This window comes from Rhodococcus sp. 14-2496-1d (assembly GCF_002259365.1).
Classification (GTDB): domain Bacteria; phylum Actinomycetota; class Actinomycetes; order Mycobacteriales; family Mycobacteriaceae; genus Rhodococcoides.
On the sequence record NZ_NPFV01000018.1, the window covers coordinates 13,619 to 27,998 of the forward strand.

16 protein-coding genes are annotated in these 14,380 nt (G+C 66.6%); 8 read left to right on the forward strand and 8 right to left on the reverse strand.

The features are described 5' to 3' along the window. Positions 1-32 precede the first annotated feature (32 nt). Positions 33-641: a hypothetical protein gene (locus CH296_RS13525; protein WP_094684999.1), complete on the reverse strand. Its 609-nt coding sequence runs from the start codon at positions 639-641 to the stop codon at positions 33-35. 288 nt (positions 642-929) lie between these two features. On the opposite strand from CH296_RS13525, the gene CH296_RS13530 reads away from it, so the two are divergent. Genes CH296_RS13530 through rlmB form a run of 5 tightly spaced genes read left to right on the forward strand, consistent with a single transcriptional unit; the run spans position 930 to position 4,982 of the window. Then, positions 930-1,418 (forward strand): CarD family transcriptional regulator, encoded by a 489-nt coding sequence (locus CH296_RS13530; RefSeq protein WP_027494344.1) that lies wholly within the window; start codon positions 930-932, stop codon positions 1,416-1,418. A gap of 1 nt (position 1,419) precedes the next feature. Continuing rightward, positions 1,420-2,085 (forward strand): 2-C-methyl-D-erythritol 4-phosphate cytidylyltransferase, encoded by a 666-nt coding sequence (ispD, locus tag CH296_RS13535; protein ID WP_032397192.1) that lies wholly within the window; start codon positions 1,420-1,422, stop codon positions 2,083-2,085. Between the two features lie 10 nt (positions 2,086-2,095). Then, positions 2,096-2,560: a 2-C-methyl-D-erythritol 2,4-cyclodiphosphate synthase gene (gene ispF, locus CH296_RS13540; protein ID WP_032397191.1), complete on the forward strand. Its 465-nt coding sequence runs from the start codon at positions 2,096-2,098 to the stop codon at positions 2,558-2,560. A 23-nt stretch (positions 2,561-2,583) separates the two neighbouring features. Further along, on the forward strand, positions 2,584-3,999 hold the full coding sequence (cysS, locus tag CH296_RS13545) for a cysteine--tRNA ligase (RefSeq protein WP_032397416.1): 1,416 nt from the start codon (positions 2,584-2,586) through the stop codon (positions 3,997-3,999). Next, complete coding sequence (rlmB, locus tag CH296_RS13550) at positions 3,999-4,982, forward strand: 23S rRNA (guanosine(2251)-2'-O)-methyltransferase RlmB (protein ID WP_032397190.1); 984 nt, start codon at positions 3,999-4,001, stop codon at positions 4,980-4,982. Before cysS ends, rlmB begins: the two co-directional genes overlap by 1 nt. 2 nt (positions 4,983-4,984) lie before the next feature. Here rlmB and CH296_RS13555 read toward each other — a convergent pair whose 3' ends face one another. Next, positions 4,985-5,758: an IclR family transcriptional regulator C-terminal domain-containing protein gene (locus tag CH296_RS13555; RefSeq protein ID WP_094685001.1), complete on the reverse strand. Its 774-nt coding sequence runs from the start codon at positions 5,756-5,758 to the stop codon at positions 4,985-4,987. Positions 5,759-5,902: 144 nt separating this feature from the next. On the opposite strand from CH296_RS13555, the gene shiA reads away from it, so the two are divergent. Continuing rightward, entirely contained in the window at positions 5,903-7,267 is a 1,365-nt protein-coding gene (shiA, locus tag CH296_RS13560) for a shikimate transporter (RefSeq protein ID WP_256980446.1), read from the forward strand. After that, a complete protein-coding gene (locus CH296_RS13565) occupies positions 7,264-8,100 on the forward strand; it encodes a shikimate dehydrogenase (RefSeq protein ID WP_094685004.1) in 837 nt (278 codons plus the stop codon). Before shiA ends, CH296_RS13565 begins: the two co-directional genes overlap by 4 nt. On the opposite strand, the gene CH296_RS13570 is transcribed toward CH296_RS13565, so the two are convergent. Genes CH296_RS13570 through CH296_RS13595 form a run of 6 tightly spaced genes read right to left on the reverse strand, consistent with a single transcriptional unit; the run spans position 8,090 to position 13,097 of the window. Then, on the reverse strand, positions 8,090-8,944 hold the full coding sequence (locus CH296_RS13570) for a biotin-dependent carboxyltransferase family protein (protein ID WP_094685006.1): 855 nt from the start codon (positions 8,942-8,944) through the stop codon (positions 8,090-8,092). The two genes, CH296_RS13565 and CH296_RS13570, sit on opposite strands and share 11 nt — an antisense overlap. After that, positions 8,941-9,543: a 5-oxoprolinase subunit PxpB gene (pxpB, locus tag CH296_RS13575; protein ID WP_094685008.1), complete on the reverse strand. Its 603-nt coding sequence runs from the start codon at positions 9,541-9,543 to the stop codon at positions 8,941-8,943. The genes CH296_RS13570 and pxpB overlap by 4 nt, the downstream gene beginning before the upstream one ends. After that, positions 9,540-10,307, reverse strand: coding sequence for a LamB/YcsF family protein (locus tag CH296_RS13580; RefSeq protein WP_094685010.1), 768 nt, complete (start codon positions 10,305-10,307; stop codon positions 9,540-9,542). Before CH296_RS13580 ends, pxpB begins: the two co-directional genes overlap by 4 nt. A gap of 1 nt (position 10,308) precedes the next feature. Next, the gene (locus CH296_RS13585; RefSeq protein WP_032397186.1) at positions 10,309-11,187 is read right to left on the reverse strand and encodes a metal ABC transporter permease; all 879 of its coding nucleotides are present in this window, start codon (positions 11,185-11,187) and stop codon (positions 10,309-10,311) included. Beyond that, positions 11,184-12,017 (reverse strand): metal ABC transporter ATP-binding protein, encoded by an 834-nt coding sequence (locus CH296_RS13590; RefSeq protein ID WP_032397185.1) that lies wholly within the window; start codon positions 12,015-12,017, stop codon positions 11,184-11,186. The genes CH296_RS13585 and CH296_RS13590 overlap by 4 nt, the downstream gene beginning before the upstream one ends. 48 nt (positions 12,018-12,065) lie before the next feature. Then, a complete protein-coding gene (locus tag CH296_RS13595; RefSeq protein ID WP_094646755.1) occupies positions 12,066-13,097 on the reverse strand; it encodes a metal ABC transporter solute-binding protein, Zn/Mn family in 1,032 nt (343 codons plus the stop codon). Positions 13,098-13,238: 141 nt separating this feature from the next. Here CH296_RS13595 and CH296_RS13600 point away from each other — a divergent pair, with 141 nt between their 5' ends. Continuing rightward, positions 13,239-14,345 (forward strand): LacI family DNA-binding transcriptional regulator, encoded by a 1,107-nt coding sequence (locus CH296_RS13600; RefSeq protein WP_032397184.1) that lies wholly within the window; start codon positions 13,239-13,241, stop codon positions 14,343-14,345. Positions 14,346-14,380: the final 35 nt, after the last annotated feature.

Consider the following 14,380-nt stretch of genomic DNA (forward strand, 5'->3'; position numbering starts at 1 on the left):
AACGATGGGCACCGACAGGGTCGGGGCGGCGGCTACTCGCCTTCGCTGTGCTCGGTCACCGCGGACTCGTCGCGCTCGAGCTCGTGGCCGGCATCGACGGGAACGTTGACGACGACCTCGCCCGCGTTGGCGAACTCGAACGTGACCGGCAGGGTCAGGCCCGGCCGAACGTTCTCGGAGATGTCTGCCATCTCGACCTTGATCAGCTGGATCGGCAGCAGCGGATCGTCGAGCTGAACGTCCGCGGGCGTACCTGCGCCGAGCGCGGTCAGCGGAGCGATCTCGGTGCTGCCCGATTCCGCCTCGTCGACGATGGTGACCTCGGCCTCGGGGGAGGAGATGCCGGTCAGCTCGTCGGCCACACCCGGGTTGGAGTTGATGGCCGTGAAACCGAGCTCGACGGTGCCGCCGGGCTCGATGCTGTACTCCTGCGAATCGGGGTACATCACGTGCACGTTGCGCAGCTGGATGTCGCCGACGTCGACGGAGTTGCCGTTGACCGCGGCGACCTGAGTGGCCGTCTGGGAGATCTGACCTGCGCCGCACGCGGTGAGGGCGAGCGCGCCACCGGCGAGAAGAGCGAGGGCAGCGGCCGTCCTGCGATGGCGGCCAAGCGGTGTCGCAGCGTCGATTGCAGTCACTTCGGTCGTCCTCCATGTGGTGCCGGGCCGGCTCGGTCCATCTCGTCCACTAGGGAGAGTAGTAGTTCTCGTCCACCGGCCGCTCGTGGGGTCTGCCGGTGGCCCGATGACGCCAGGTGAGGGTGCCTGCCGAGTGTGAGGACGGCGCAGTGACGCACGTGAAAATGTGGCCCCGGATACACGTCGATCGGTCTGTGTCAACCCCTGATTCGGCACCACTATGCCCCTGACCTGCACCGTTGATATGAGCCGTGGTATTCTGGGTAAATCGAAAGGGGCACTTGTCACATGATTTTCAAGGTCGGAGACACCGTCGTTTACCCCCATCACGGAGCGGCGCTGATCGAAGCGATAGAGACACGCACCATCAAGGGTGAACCGAGAGAGTATCTGGTTCTCAAGGTCGCGCAAGGCGACCTCACCGTTCGAGTTCCCGCGGACAACGCAGAATACGTAGGCGTTCGCGACGTCGTCGGGCAAGAAGGTCTCGACAAAGTCTTCCAGGTGCTTCGCGCGCCGCACACCGAAGAGCCCACCAACTGGTCGCGCCGCTACAAGGCCAACTTGGAGAAGCTCGCGTCCGGTGACGTGAACAAGGTTGCCGAGGTCGTCCGTGATCTCTGGCGACGTGAGCAGGACCGCGGCCTGTCGGCAGGCGAGAAGCGCATGCTCGCCAAGGCGCGTCAGATCCTGGTCGGTGAGCTCGCACTCGCCGAGGGAACGGATCAGGCCAAGGCCGACACCATGCTCGACGAAGTTCTCGCTACAGCTTCCTAGAGTGAACGGTACTTCCGGCGACGTGGTCGCCCTGGTACCCGCAGCAGGCAAAGGCCTTCGGCTCGGACACGACGAGCCGAAGGCATTCGTCTGTCTGGGCACCGATTCTCTCCTGACACGGTCCGTGGACGGTCTTCGGGCCTCGGGGGCCGTCGATCGCATCGTCGTCATCGTGCCGGCCGAGCTGCTCGACGCGGCCCGTCGTCATGTCGGCGACGACGTCGTCGTCGTGGCCGGAGGGCTCGAGCGCACCGATTCGGTGCGCGCCGGTCTGGCCGCTGTCGGCGATGCAGCCGTCGTACTGGTCCACGACGCAGCCCGTGCCCTCACCCCACCGACGCTGATCGCCCGCGTCGTGGCCGAGGTGCGAGCCGGACGCTCCGCCGTCATCCCCGTCCTCCCGGTCGTCGACACCATCAAGGAAGTCGACATCATGGGCGCGGTGGTCGGTACCCCGGACCGCGCGAGTCTGCGCTCGGTGCAGACTCCGCAGGGATTCGACGCCGACGTCCTGCGCCGGGCGTACGACGCCGCATCCGACATCTCCACCGACGACGCGGGCCTCGTCGAGCGCATCGGCGAGACGGTGCACTCCATCGTCGGCGACGCACTCGCGTTCAAGATCACCACTCCACACGACCTACTACTGGCACAGGCTCTGCTGTGAGAGGCGCGCTATGAGAGTCGGCATCGGAACCGACGTCCATCCCATCGCTCCCGGTCGGCCCTGTTGGCTGGCGGGTTTGCTGTTCACCGATGCGGACGGACTCGACGGGCATTCCGACGGCGACGTGGCCTCGCACGCCCTGTGCGACGCATTGCTGTCCGCGGCGGGACTGGGCGATCTCGGATCGGTGTTCGGGACCGGGCGTCCGGAATGGGACGGGGTCAGTGGAGCCGCCATGTTGACCGAGGTCAAGCGGCTGCTCGACGAGGACGGTTTCGCGATCGGCAACGCCGCGGTGCAGATCATCGGCAATCGGCCCAAGATCGGACCGCGCCGTGTCGAGGCTCAGGAAGTTCTTTCGCGGGTGCTCGGTGCGCCGGTATCGGTGTCTGCGACCACCACCGACGGGCTGGGGTTGACCGGTCGTGGTGAAGGAATCGCGGCCATCGCGACCGCACTTGTCATGACGAGGTAAAACCACCGGTAGCATTGCTGGTCGTGACCCTTCGCCTGCATGACACCGAGACGAGGGCCCTGCGGGAATTCACCCCCTTGGTCCCTGGCCATGTATCGGTGTACCTGTGTGGGGCGACGGTGCAGGGCGAACCGCATATCGGCCACGTGCGCAGCGGCGTCGCCTTCGACGTACTGCGCCGCTGGTTGCTGGCGCACGATTACGACGTGGCGTTCGTACGCAACGTCACCGACATCGACGACAAGATCCTCAACAAGGCACGCGACGCAGGCCGTCCGTGGTGGGAGTGGGCCGCGACCTACGAGCGGTCCTTCACCTGGGCGTACGACCGGCTCGGGGTGCTGCCGCCGTCGGCGGAGCCGCGCGCGACCGGGCACATCACCCAGATGGTGCAGATGATCGAGCGCCTGATCGAACGCGGCCACGCCTACGCCGATTCGTGCGGTGACGTCTACTTCGACGTGCAGAGCTTCCCGAGCTACGGCGCACTGTCCGGGCACAAGCTCGACGACGTGCACCAGGGCGAGAGCGTCGCCGAGGGCAAGCGTGATCCCCGCGACTTCACGCTGTGGAAGGGCGCGAAGCCCGGCGAGCCGTCGTGGCCGACGCCGTGGGGTCCCGGCCGCCCGGGCTGGCATCTCGAATGCTCGGCGATGGCAGAGAACTACCTCGGCTCGGAGTTCGACATCCATTGCGGCGGCCTCGATCTGGTGTTCCCGCACCACGAGAACGAGCGGGCGCAGTCCATGGCGGCCGGTGACGGCTTCTCGCAGTACTGGCTGCACAACGGGTGGGTGACGATGGGCGGGGAGAAGATGTCGAAGTCTCTCGGCAACGTTCTCTCGGTACCGAACGTACTCGAGAGGGTTCGGCCGCAAGAGCTTCGGTTCTACCTCGGTGGTGCGCACTATCGGTCGATGCTCGAGTACTCCGACACCGCTCTCGAGACCGCCGCCGTGACGTACCGGGGTATCGAAGGGTTCGTCCGTCGAGCCGTCGAACGTGCCGGTGAGGTACCGATGGGCAAGTGGACCGCCGGGTTCGCCGAGGCCCTCGACGACGACCTCGGAGTTCCCAAGGCGTTGGCCGAGATTCACGCCACCGTCACACTCGGCAACACAGCACTCGAGTCCGGCGATCTACCGGCTGCGGCGGAGTACGCGGGCAGCGTGCGAGCGATGCTCGACATCCTCGGTGTCGATCCGCTCGATCCGCATTGGAGTCGCGACAGCGGTTCCGACTCGGCCGCCCTCGGCGCTCTCGGCGTGTTGGTCGAGGCCGAGCTGGAGCGTCGAGCATCGGCGAAGGCGGCCAAGGACTGGGCCACTGCCGACGACATACGGACACGACTGGCGAAGGCCGGAGTCGACGTGACAGATACACCCAACGGGCCCGAATGGTCGCTGGGTACGAGCAAGACCGACGAAGCAGGTTTGTGATGGCAGGCAATTCGAGTAGGCGCGGCGCGATCCGCAAGGACGGCACCAAGAAGGGGCAGGTCGCCGGTTCCGGCGGCAAGCGTCGTAAGGGCCTCGAGGGTCGTGGGGCGACGCCTCCCGCCTCCGAGCGCACCAAGCATCCCGCCGCGCGTCGGGCCAAGCTCGCCGAGAAGTCCGCGCAGAATCGTGGCGGCAGCACCGGTGGCCGCGCGGGTGGCAGGCCGGCCGGACGCAAGGCCGAAGACGGTCCCGAGGTGGTATTGGGCCGCAACCCGGTCGTCGAGTGCCTGCGGGCAGGCGTGCCCGCCACCGCACTGTGGGTTGCCGTCGGTACCGACAGCGACGATCGCCTCAAGGAAGCCGTGCAGCGCGCAGGCGATGCGCGGATCTCCATCCTCGAAGTTCCTCGCTCGGATCTGGACAAGCTCAGCGCCAACGGATTGCACCAGGGCCTGGCCCTGCAGGTGCCGCCGTACCGCTACGCGCACCCCGACGATCTGATCTCGAACGCACGCACGCACCAGGAGCCGGCTCTGCTCGTGGCTCTCGACAACATCACCGATCCGCGCAACCTCGGTGCCGTCGTGCGTTCGGTGGCTGCCTTCGGCGGTCACGGCGTGGTGATTCCGCAGCGGCGCAGCGCGAGCGTGTCGGCAGTGGCATGGCGAACCAGTGCCGGTGCCGCAGCTCGCCTGCCCATCGCGCGAGCAGTGAATCTGACTCGCACACTGAAGGATTGGCAGTCCAAGGGTGTCACCGTCGTCGGTCTCGACGCGGGCGGCGACACCGAACTCGACACCTTCGACGGTAAGGGGCCGGTCGTCATCGTCGTCGGTTCCGAGGGCAAGGGCCTGTCGCGTCTGGTCAGCGAGACCTGCGATCACATTCTGTCGATCCCGATGGCGGGGCCGGTGGAATCGCTCAACGCGTCCGTCGCCGCAGGCGTCGTGCTGGCCGACATCGCTCGGCAACGCCGCGGGTAGACCTAGGTTCTGATGCGGGCGGCGGTGTCGTGCATCGCCGGGATCACGGTCTGGACCATGTCGGTATTGGTGTAATTCCTCGCGTGCAGTGACGTGTTCAGCGCAGCCACGACGGTGCCGTTGCTGTTCCGCAAAGGCACTGCAGCAGCACGCATTCCGACATCCAGTTCGTCGACCACCTCGGACCACCCGGCTGCGCGCACTCGGTCGATCTCGGCACGTAGTGCGTCTCGATCGACGAGCGTGCGCGGGGTGAGGGCTTCGATGGGCGCGTCGGCGAAGTAACGCTCCAGCTCGCTCTCGGGCAGCGCTGCGAGCAGCACTCGACCCGAAGACGTTGCGTGCGCGGGGAATCGAGTGCCCAATGTGATGACGACCCGCAGCATGCGCGACGACGGAACGCGCGCGACGTAGACGATGTCGAATCCGTCGAGGATCGCCACCGAAGTCGTTTCGCCCAATTGTCGTGCGAGCGTTTCGATGTGGGGTTCGGCCAGACGCGGCAGGTCCATTCCGGACAGGAACGTGAAGCCCAGGTTCATCACTCGTGGGGTGAGGGTGAACCGACGGCCGTCCTGGCGGACGAATCCCAGTTCGGCCAGCGTCAGCAGCAGTCGGCGGGCCGTAGCTCGTGTGACTCCGACGGCCCCGGCGACCTCGGTCAGAGTGCGGGCGGGATGTGCGTCGTCGAAGCACTGCAGCACGCTCAGGCCTCGTTCGAGTGACTGCACGAACCAGGCGGGGCGTTGGTCGTCGGGGGCGATCTCGGCCGTCATGGTTCGAGTCTGCCTCATCGCCCTGATCGCGCTGCATCACACCGCTCCGTGCTTGTGGTCTTGACCACAAGAGCCGCCTCTGGCTACAGTTGTGCGAATAACAAACAACTGTGCGCGATGCGCACAAAATCGAAGGGCCGACAAGTGAACGTTGACGTCGCAGTCGCGGACGGATCCAGAGCACGGAAAGCTGCCATCGGCAGCTTCGTCGGTGCCGTGGTCGAGTGGTACGACTTCCTGCTGTACGGCATCATCGCCGCGCTGGTGTTCAACTCCCAGTTCTTTCCGAGCGTCTCGCCCGCAGTGGGCGTGATGGCCGCGTTCGCGACCTTCGGTGTCGGTTTCCTCTTCCGGCCCCTCGGCGGAATCTTCTTCGGCCACTTCGGTGACCGCCTCGGACGCAAGCGGATGCTGATCTGGACCATGTTGCTGATGGGCGTCGCAACGGCCCTGATCGGTCTGGTTCCCAACTTCGAGTCCATCGGCTGGTTCGCGCCGCTGCTGCTGGTGCTGCTGCGCGCGATCCAGGGCTTCGCCGTCGGCGGCGAATGGGGCGGAGCATCGCTGATGGCCGTCGAGAGTGCGCCGGCGAAGAAGAAGGCGTTCTACAGCAGTGGCGTCCAGGTCGGCTACTCCGTCGGCCTCATCCTCGCCACCGGCGCGGTCACCATCATGAGCAACCTGCTCAGCGACGACGCCTTCACCAGCTGGGGCTGGCGCGTACCGTTCCTGGCCAGCGCGGTGCTCGTACTGTTCGGCCTGTGGATCCGATCCGGTGTCGAGGAATCGCCCGTGTTCGAGCAGGCAGTCGAGGAGAGCGGTGAGAAGAAGAAGCTACCGGTCATCCAGGCGATCACCGAGCACCCCGGTTCGTTCCTCAAGATCATCTCGCTGCGCATGGCCGAGCTGTTCACCATGTACATCGTCACCACCTTCGCACTCAGCTACACCGTCAACGAACTGGGCTACGAGCGCCAGTTCATGCTCAACGTCGCGCTGCTGGTCGGTGCCATCGGCATCCTCAGCATCCCGGCCTACGCGGCGGTCGCCGACCGCTTCGGCCGCAAGCCGATCTTCGTCACCGGTGCCGTCGTGGGCGCACTGGCTGCCGTGCCGTTCTTCCTCTCCCTGCAAGCGGCCTCGGTGGTCGCCATCGTGATCCTCGCCGTCATCCTGGTCAACGTCTCGCACGACATGGTGGTCTCGGTGCAGCAGCCCCTGTTCACCGAGATGTTCGGCCCGGAACTGCGCTACAGCGGTGCCGGTGTGGGCTATCAGGTCGCCAGCGCGATCGCCGGTGGCTTCACCCCGTTCATCGCGGCCGCTCTGGTGAGCTGGAACGACGGCTCCTGGCACTACGTCGCGGCGTACCTGGCCCTGGGATGCATCATCTCGGCCGTGGTCGCAGCGCTGATGAAGAACATGGGTTCCTCCGACGTCACGTCCGTCTCTGTACAGACTCCTGCAGCAGAAGGTGTTGTTGCAGAGCGTGTCTCGAAGTCGGTATGAGCTCGCTGACCCTGGTCGGTTCGCACGCGTCCACCGCGATGTCACCCGCGCTGTGGACGCGTGCGTTCGAGATCGCCGAGGTCTCGTCCAGTTACGACGCCTGGGAGGTCGTCGACGCCGCCGGCCTACCCGACGTCGAGAAGGCTCTCCGGGGCGGCCGCACCGATGCTGCGAACGTGACGATGCCTTGGAAGCACTGGGCCGCAACGGTTGCCGACGAGGCCGATCCGGATGTGACGGTCTCGGGGGTGGCGAATCTGCTGTTCCTGCGTTCGGGTGCGCTGTTCGCCATGAACACCGACATCGCGGCGGTCCGAGCCGCGACCGCGGGACGTACCTTCGGATCGGTACTTCTGCTCGGAGCCGGTGGTGCCGCGCATGCTGCGGCATTCGCCTTGCACGCCCGCATCGACAGGCTGGTGGTCTCGGATGTCGACCGTCGTGCAGCGGCGGCTCTCGTCGCCGAACTCGACGGGTACGACGGTTCCGTCGCGGTCGTCGACTGGTCGGATCGAGCAGTGGATCTGGGCTCCTACGACCTGGTGATCAATGCGACGCCCATCGGACGAGACGGCTCGGAGGATCAGCTCGCCTGGGGCACAGGTGAACTGGCACCGACGGCAACGGTGTACGACTTCGTCTACTCCGACATGCGCAACGCCGCCGAGGCCTACGCCGCCGATCGCGACATCGAGCTGATCGACGGATGGACGCACCTGTTCCACCAGGCCGATGCCATGGTTCGTCCGCTCGGACTGCCCGACCGGATGTCCGATGCGTTGCGACGCAGCATTCGTGAAATCTGTCCCGCCGCTGCCGGAATCAACCGATAGCGCGGAAGCGCACCCGAGTGCCGGGGGTCAACTGCGCGGCCACGGACACGTCGGCTGCGGTGACGACGGCGATCACCGGATATCCGCCTGTGACGGGATGGTCGGCGAGAAACAGCACGGGCTTCCCTGACGGGGGAACCTGCAGAGATCCGAGAACCATTCCTTCACTGGACAACTCACCGTCGATTGCGCGGGCCAGGGGCTCGGATCCGTCGAGCCTGATCCCGACGCGATCGGTGTCCGGTGTGACCGTCCACGGCTGCTGCACCAGTGTCTTCGAGGCGTGCTCGGTGAACCAGCCGTCACGCGGCCCGAACTTCACGTGCAATGTCTCGTGGAGCGTGGGCGGCGGCACGAAATCTGCAGCCGGCCATTCGGCGCTGCCGTTGCCGACGTTCAGAACATCGCCGGGAGAGAGTGGGGCCGGGCCGATGCCCGACATCGTGTCCGTCGACCGACTGCCCAGGACTGCCGGAACGTCGATCCCACCCCGCACGGCAACGTAGCTGCGCAGACCCCATGTGGGCGCGGACAATTCCAGTGTCTGTCCGGCTCTGAGGGTGATGGTCGAGAACAGTCCCTGCTCTGTGCCGTCCACGCGGCAGTTCACCTGCGCCCCGGTGACGGCCACGAGAGCGTCGAACTCGGCGCGCAGATTCAGGCCACCGAAGGTCGCTTCCAGTGTGGCGGCGTCGGAGTCGTTGCCCACCAACCGGTTCGCGGCATCGTGCGAGAGTCGGTCTGCGGCACCGGAGCGACCGACGCCGATCGACGCGAATCCGGGTCGTCCGCGATCCTGGACGGTGCACAGTGGTCCCGTCTGCAGAACGGTCAGGGCTCTCATGCCTGCTCGAATCGGACGATGGTGCCGGGCCGCAGCAGCGCGGGTGGATCGCGGTCGAGATCCCACAACCGAGCGTCGGTGCGTCCGATCAGTTGCCACCCGCCGGGGGAGGAGCGCGGATAGATGCCCGAGAACTCACCCGCCAGGCCCACCGAACCGGCCGGAACGCTGGTGCGCGGCGACGTGCGCCGCGGAACATGCAGTCGTGCGTCGGTGCCGACGAGATAGCCGAAGCCGGGTGCGAAGCCGCCGAACGCAACGGTCCACGTCTGATCGACATGGGCGGCAACGACGTCGGCGGTGGACAGGCCGGTCAGTCGGGCGACCTCGTTCAGGTCCTCGCCGTCGTAGACCACCGAGATCGTCACGGTGTCGGACCGGTCGTCTGTGGTCGTGACTGCGGGTTCGGTGGCCGCGATCCAGTCCAGAACCGGCTGCTTCGGCCCGTCGAACATCACCAGGACCGTGCGTGCGGCTGGTACCAGATCCACGACCGCCGCGGGTGGGTCGGCCGTCAGAGAGCGGTAGTACGCCATCGTCTCGTCCAGCCCGTCGAATTCGACCAGCAGTGCGTCCTCACCGGCCGGGTGAATCCTCATCGGACGAATGCGGAGATGTCGATACCGTTGGCGCGCAACAGGTTCGATACGGCCGCGGCCATCGCGACCGCGCCGGGGGAGTCGCCGTGCAGACAGATCGACTCCGCCCGGACGTCAATGGTCGAGCCGTCCACGGCAACGGCGGTGCCGTCCGTGATCATGGTCAACACGCGCTGGGCAACGGCGTCGGGATCGGACAGTACGGCACCGGGTTCCGAGCGCGAGACGAGCGCCCCCTGCGGGGTGTAGGCGCGGTCGGCGAAAGCCTCTGCGACAGTGCGCAGTCCGGCTCGTTCGGCTTCCTCGAGGAACACCGAGCCGGGCAGGCCGAGCACCGGCAGCGTGGGGTCGTAGGCGAGAACGGCGTCGACCACGGCCTTTGCCTGGCCGCGGTGGTGCACGATCGCGTTGTACAGCGCACCGTGCGGTTTGACGTAGGCGACGGCCGAACCGGAGGCTCGAGCGAGGCCGTCGAGTGCGCCGATCTGATAGATCACGTCGGCGTTCAGGTCGGCGGGGGAGACGTCGAGAAAGCGCCTGCCGAACCCGGCGAGGTCGTGGTAGCCCACCTGCGCTCCGATTCGTACCGCCGCTGTCGCGGCCGAGCGGCACGTCCGCAGCAGAGTGGTGGGATCACCGGCATGGAAGCCGCACGCAACGTTGGCGCTCGAGACCAGGGCGAGCATCGCGTCGTCGTCGCCGAGAGTCCACGCACCGTAGCTCTCGCCGAGATCGGCGTTGAGGTCGATGGACACCCTCGACATCCTAGGCGGCGACCAGTCGTCCGGAATTGGCCTTGCGGGTTCCGCCGATCGCGCGGCACACGAGGTAGATCACGAAGGAGATGGTGGTGACGAACGTCGAGACCGGCAGGCCGGGAGCAAGGGAGAGCAGGATGCCGCCGACGGCGGCGATCTCGGCGAAGACGATCGACAGCAGCGTCGCCTTCAGCGGGCTTGCCGTCACCCGGGCGGCGGCAGCGGCCGGGGTGATGAGCAGCGAGAGCACCAGCAGCGCGCCGACGATCTGCACACCGAGCGCACAGGCGACACCGACGAGCACGGCGAACACCACCGAGAGTGCGCGGACGGGGACGCCGCGGGCCAGCGCCACCTCGGGGTCGGTGCTGGCGAACAGCAACGGACGGTAGACCACGGTGAGGACGATCAACACCAGGACCGCGCACACCAGCAGGAGCTGAATACCGCTCTGTCCGACGCCGACGATCTGTCCGATGAGCAGCGAGAAGCTGGTGCCGGTTCGGCCCGGGTAGAGCCAGATGAACAGCACCGACAGGCCGAGACCGAAGGACATGATCACGCCGATGACCGAGTCGCGGTCGCGGGCCTTGCTGCCGAGCAGGGCGAACATGACCGCCGCGACCACGGACCCGACGATGGCTCCGAGGCCGACGGTGATGCCGACGAGCAGTGCCGCGGAGGCACCGGTGAGCGAGAGCTCACTCGATCCGTGCACCGCGAACGCCCACTGGCGGCTGACGATCAGCGGACCGAGTGCGCCTGCGAGCAATCCGAGGATCGCGGCGGCGAGCAGTGCCTGCTGGACGAAGTCGTAGGTCAGCAGATTTGCGGTGGTGTCGAAGTCGAGCATCTTCGAGAATGCGTCGAGAACCTTCTCGTTCATGCCTTGTCTTCTCTGTCGTGCGGCACGGGTGGATGGTGGGCTCCTGCCGAGCCGAGCGCGTCGATCGAGTCGCCGGTGCCGACGACGATGAGCCGGCCGCGAACTTTCAGTACCTCGACTTCGGTGCCGTAGAGCTCGGAGAGCACCTCGGTGGTCATGACTTCCTCCGGCGTTCCGATACGGAACCGGCCGTCGACGATGTAGACGATGCGATCGACGAGCGGCAGGATCGGGTTGATCTCGTGGGTCACGAACAGCACTGCGGTGTCGTGCTCCCGTCGTCGACGATCGATGAGGCTCGAGACCAGAGATTGGTTGGCGAGGTCGAGGCTGAGCAGGGGTTCGTCGCACAGCAGGACCGACGGATCGCCGACGAGTGCCTGGGCGATACGCAGCCGCTGCTGTTCACCGCCGGACATCGAGCCGACCGGCGCTCCGGCGAAGGAGTTGGCGTCGACCTGATCGATCGCGCGCTGCACCGTCTCCTTGCGCTGCCGCATGCCGCGCAGGCCCATGCCCCACCGATGACCGTCCCAGCCGAGCCCGACGAGATCGCGTCCGCGCAGGGGGAGATCGTCGTCGATGTTTCGTTGCTGGGGCACGTAGCCGACGCCCGACTGGCCGCGACGGACGGGATTGCCGTCGATCGCGGCCGTGCCGGATGTGAGGTGATTCTGACCGAGCAGCACCTTCAGCAGAGACGTCTTGCCCGATCCGTTGGGGCCCAGAACGGCGACGAACTCGCCCTTCTCGACCGTCAGGTCCAGGTTCTGCCACAGCGTGCGCTCGCCGAACGCCAGTCCGGCATCGCGCAGTTCTACAGCAGGCATGTACTACAGCTTTCCATCAGCCGGTCCGAGATCAGGAGTCGGATCGGCTCAAGGGGCCGTTGCGAGGGCGGCCTGCAGATCCGTCGCTGCCTTGGTCTGCCACTCGATGTACGTCATCCCGGCGGGCAGAGTCTCGGTGACCTCGACGACGGGGATGCCCGCGGCCTCGCTCGTGGAGCGAATATCCTGCGTCACAGCATCTTCGGTCTGGATGTTGTAGATCAGAGCGCGGACGGACTTCGAGGTGAACAGATCACGCGTCGCGGCGATCGAAGCGGGCGACGGGTCGTTGCCCTCCTCGATGGAGTCCTTGAAGTCCTCGGGAGTGCGATCGTCGAGTTCGGATTCCTCGATCAGGTAGTGCGCGATCGGCTCGGTCTGCGCCACCGGTGCGCCCGGGTGATCGGCGGCGATCTTCGCCGTCACGTCGGTGATGCCGTGTACCTGCTCGTGGAACGTTTCGGCGTTGGCGGTGTACTGGGCAGCGTTGTCGGGGTCGAGCTGACCGAGCTTGTCGGCGATCTCCTCGGCGGTGTGCGCTGCGACCTCGGCGTTGTACCAAACGTGTTCGTTGACCTCGCCGTGCGAATGGCCGTGATCGTCCGCTGCCTCTGCCTCTGCCTCTGCTTCGGCCGTCGCGTCGCCGGAGGTGGGCTCGGACTCGTGATCGTGGCTCTCGTCGAGCAGGGTGTACGCATCGACCGACGGCACGTCCTTGCCCTCGGATCCGAGGATGTCCTCGATGAACTGGTCGTAGCCGCCGCCGTTGTAGACCACGAGCGACGCCTCGGCGACGGCAGCGGCGTCGGCCGGGCTGGCCTCGTAGGAGTGCGGATCGGCTGAGGGATCGGAGATGAGCGAGGTCACTGTGGCCAGGTTGCCCGCCACTGCCTCCGCGACGCTTCCCCAGACGTTCGTCGACGCGACGATCGTGATCGGTCCGTCGACGGGGGTGGCCGGGGCAGACTCGGTGCTCGCGGAGTCGGTTGAGCTGCATGCGCTGAGCGTGAGGGCTGCGGCGCAGGTCAGGCCGAGTGCGGCCGTGAGTTTGGTCCGGGACGCGCGACGGATGGACGACATCGATGTACTCCTGAAGGGCAAGGCTTGACGCTAATGGAAACCGTTACCGTTGTACTCTAGCGTTCGATTGGCCTTTGTTCGAATCGGACGAAGGCGACCTCGAGTTTCTCTGCGGTGCGTTGTGGGACTAACGTCCCGGTTATGGCCAGGTCGAGCGAACCGCGACGTCAAGCGACGTTGGCGTCGATCGCAGCCGAGCTGAAGGTATCGCGCACCACCGTCTCGAACGCCTACAACCGACCCGATCAGCTCTCCCCCGAACTTCGCGAACGCGTCCTCCAGGCCGCCAAGCGTCGCGGCTACGCGGGCCCCGACCCGGTCGCGCGATCACTGCGCACCCGCAAGGCCGGCGCCATCGGACTGCTCCTCACCGAGGCGCTGAGCTACTCCTTCCGCGACCCCGCCGCGATGAGCTTCCTCGCCGGACTCGCCGAATCCTGCGAGGCCGCCGGACAGGGACTACTGCTCATCCCCGCCGGTGCCGAACGCGACGACGTGCAGGCCGCCGCCGTCGTGCAACAGGCCGGAGTCGACGGGTTCGTCGTCTACTCCGTCGCCGACGACGACCCGTACCTCGCTGCGGTTCGCGAACGTCATCTGCCGATCGTCGTCTGCGACCAACCCCGCAACATCCCCGAAGCCGCCCTCGTCGCCATCGACGACCGCGGCGCAATGAAAATGCTTGCCGCACATCTGATCTCGCAGGGACACGAGCACCTCGCGGTCCTGTGCATGCGGCTCGGACGCGACCGTCGCGACGGCGTCGTACCCCCGGGACGGTTGGCGGACAGTCACTTCCACGTCCAGCGTGAACGCATCGCCGGAGTCCAAGCCGCCATGATCGACGCCGGACTCGACCCGGACATCCTCACCGTCGTCGAACGCTTCGACCACACCGTGCGCTCCGGCCACTCCGCCGCCGCCCAAGCCCTCCAGGCAAACCGCGAAACCACCGCGCTGCTCTGCACCACCGACGTCATCGCCCTCGGGGCACTCAACTTCGCCAGAGTCTCCGGAATCGATGTGCCGAGCCAACTCTCGGTCACCGGATTCGACGGCATCTCCGACGCCATCCGCGAGAACCTCACCACCGTGCGCCAGGACGCCGAGGAAAAAGGCCGTCGAGCGGGCAAACTGGTGCTCTCGTCCTCGCACTCGGGCATCGTCGCCGCCGAAACCCTGCCGACCGAACTCTTCCGCGGCCGAACCGCTGGACCGCCGCCGGAACAACCGCCCGCAATCGCCTGACCTTCGCCGCCGCCGCCGCTCGCTCCGCTCGCCTT

Excerpts from the sequence above, each read along its gene's own strand:
- CH296_RS13590 (WP_032397185.1), bottom strand. The coding sequence starts at position 12,017 with ATGCCTGCTGTAGAACTGCGCGATGCCGGACTGGCGTTCGGCGAGCGC.
- CH296_RS13580 (WP_094685010.1), bottom strand. The coding sequence starts at position 10,307 with ATGTCGAGGGTGTCCATCGACCTCAACGCCGATCTCGGCGAGAGCTAC.
- CH296_RS13600 (WP_032397184.1), top strand. The coding sequence starts at position 13,239 with ATGGCCAGGTCGAGCGAACCGCGACGTCAAGCGACGTTGGCGTCGATC.
- pxpB (WP_094685008.1), bottom strand. The coding sequence starts at position 9,543 with ATGAGGATTCACCCGGCCGGTGAGGACGCACTGCTGGTCGAATTCGAC.
- CH296_RS13555 (WP_094685001.1), bottom strand. The coding sequence starts at position 5,758 with ATGACGGCCGAGATCGCCCCCGACGACCAACGCCCCGCCTGGTTCGTG.
- CH296_RS13565 (WP_094685004.1), top strand. The coding sequence starts at position 7,264 with ATGAGCTCGCTGACCCTGGTCGGTTCGCACGCGTCCACCGCGATGTCA.
- rlmB (WP_032397190.1), top strand. The coding sequence starts at position 3,999 with ATGGCAGGCAATTCGAGTAGGCGCGGCGCGATCCGCAAGGACGGCACC.
- CH296_RS13585 (WP_032397186.1), bottom strand. The coding sequence starts at position 11,187 with ATGAACGAGAAGGTTCTCGACGCATTCTCGAAGATGCTCGACTTCGAC.
- CH296_RS13595 (WP_094646755.1), bottom strand. The coding sequence starts at position 13,097 with ATGTCGTCCATCCGTCGCGCGTCCCGGACCAAACTCACGGCCGCACTC.
- CH296_RS13570 (WP_094685006.1), bottom strand. The coding sequence starts at position 8,944 with ATGAGAGCCCTGACCGTTCTGCAGACGGGACCACTGTGCACCGTCCAG.
- ispF (WP_032397191.1), top strand. The coding sequence starts at position 2,096 with ATGAGAGTCGGCATCGGAACCGACGTCCATCCCATCGCTCCCGGTCGG.
- CH296_RS13530 (WP_027494344.1), top strand. The coding sequence starts at position 930 with ATGATTTTCAAGGTCGGAGACACCGTCGTTTACCCCCATCACGGAGCG.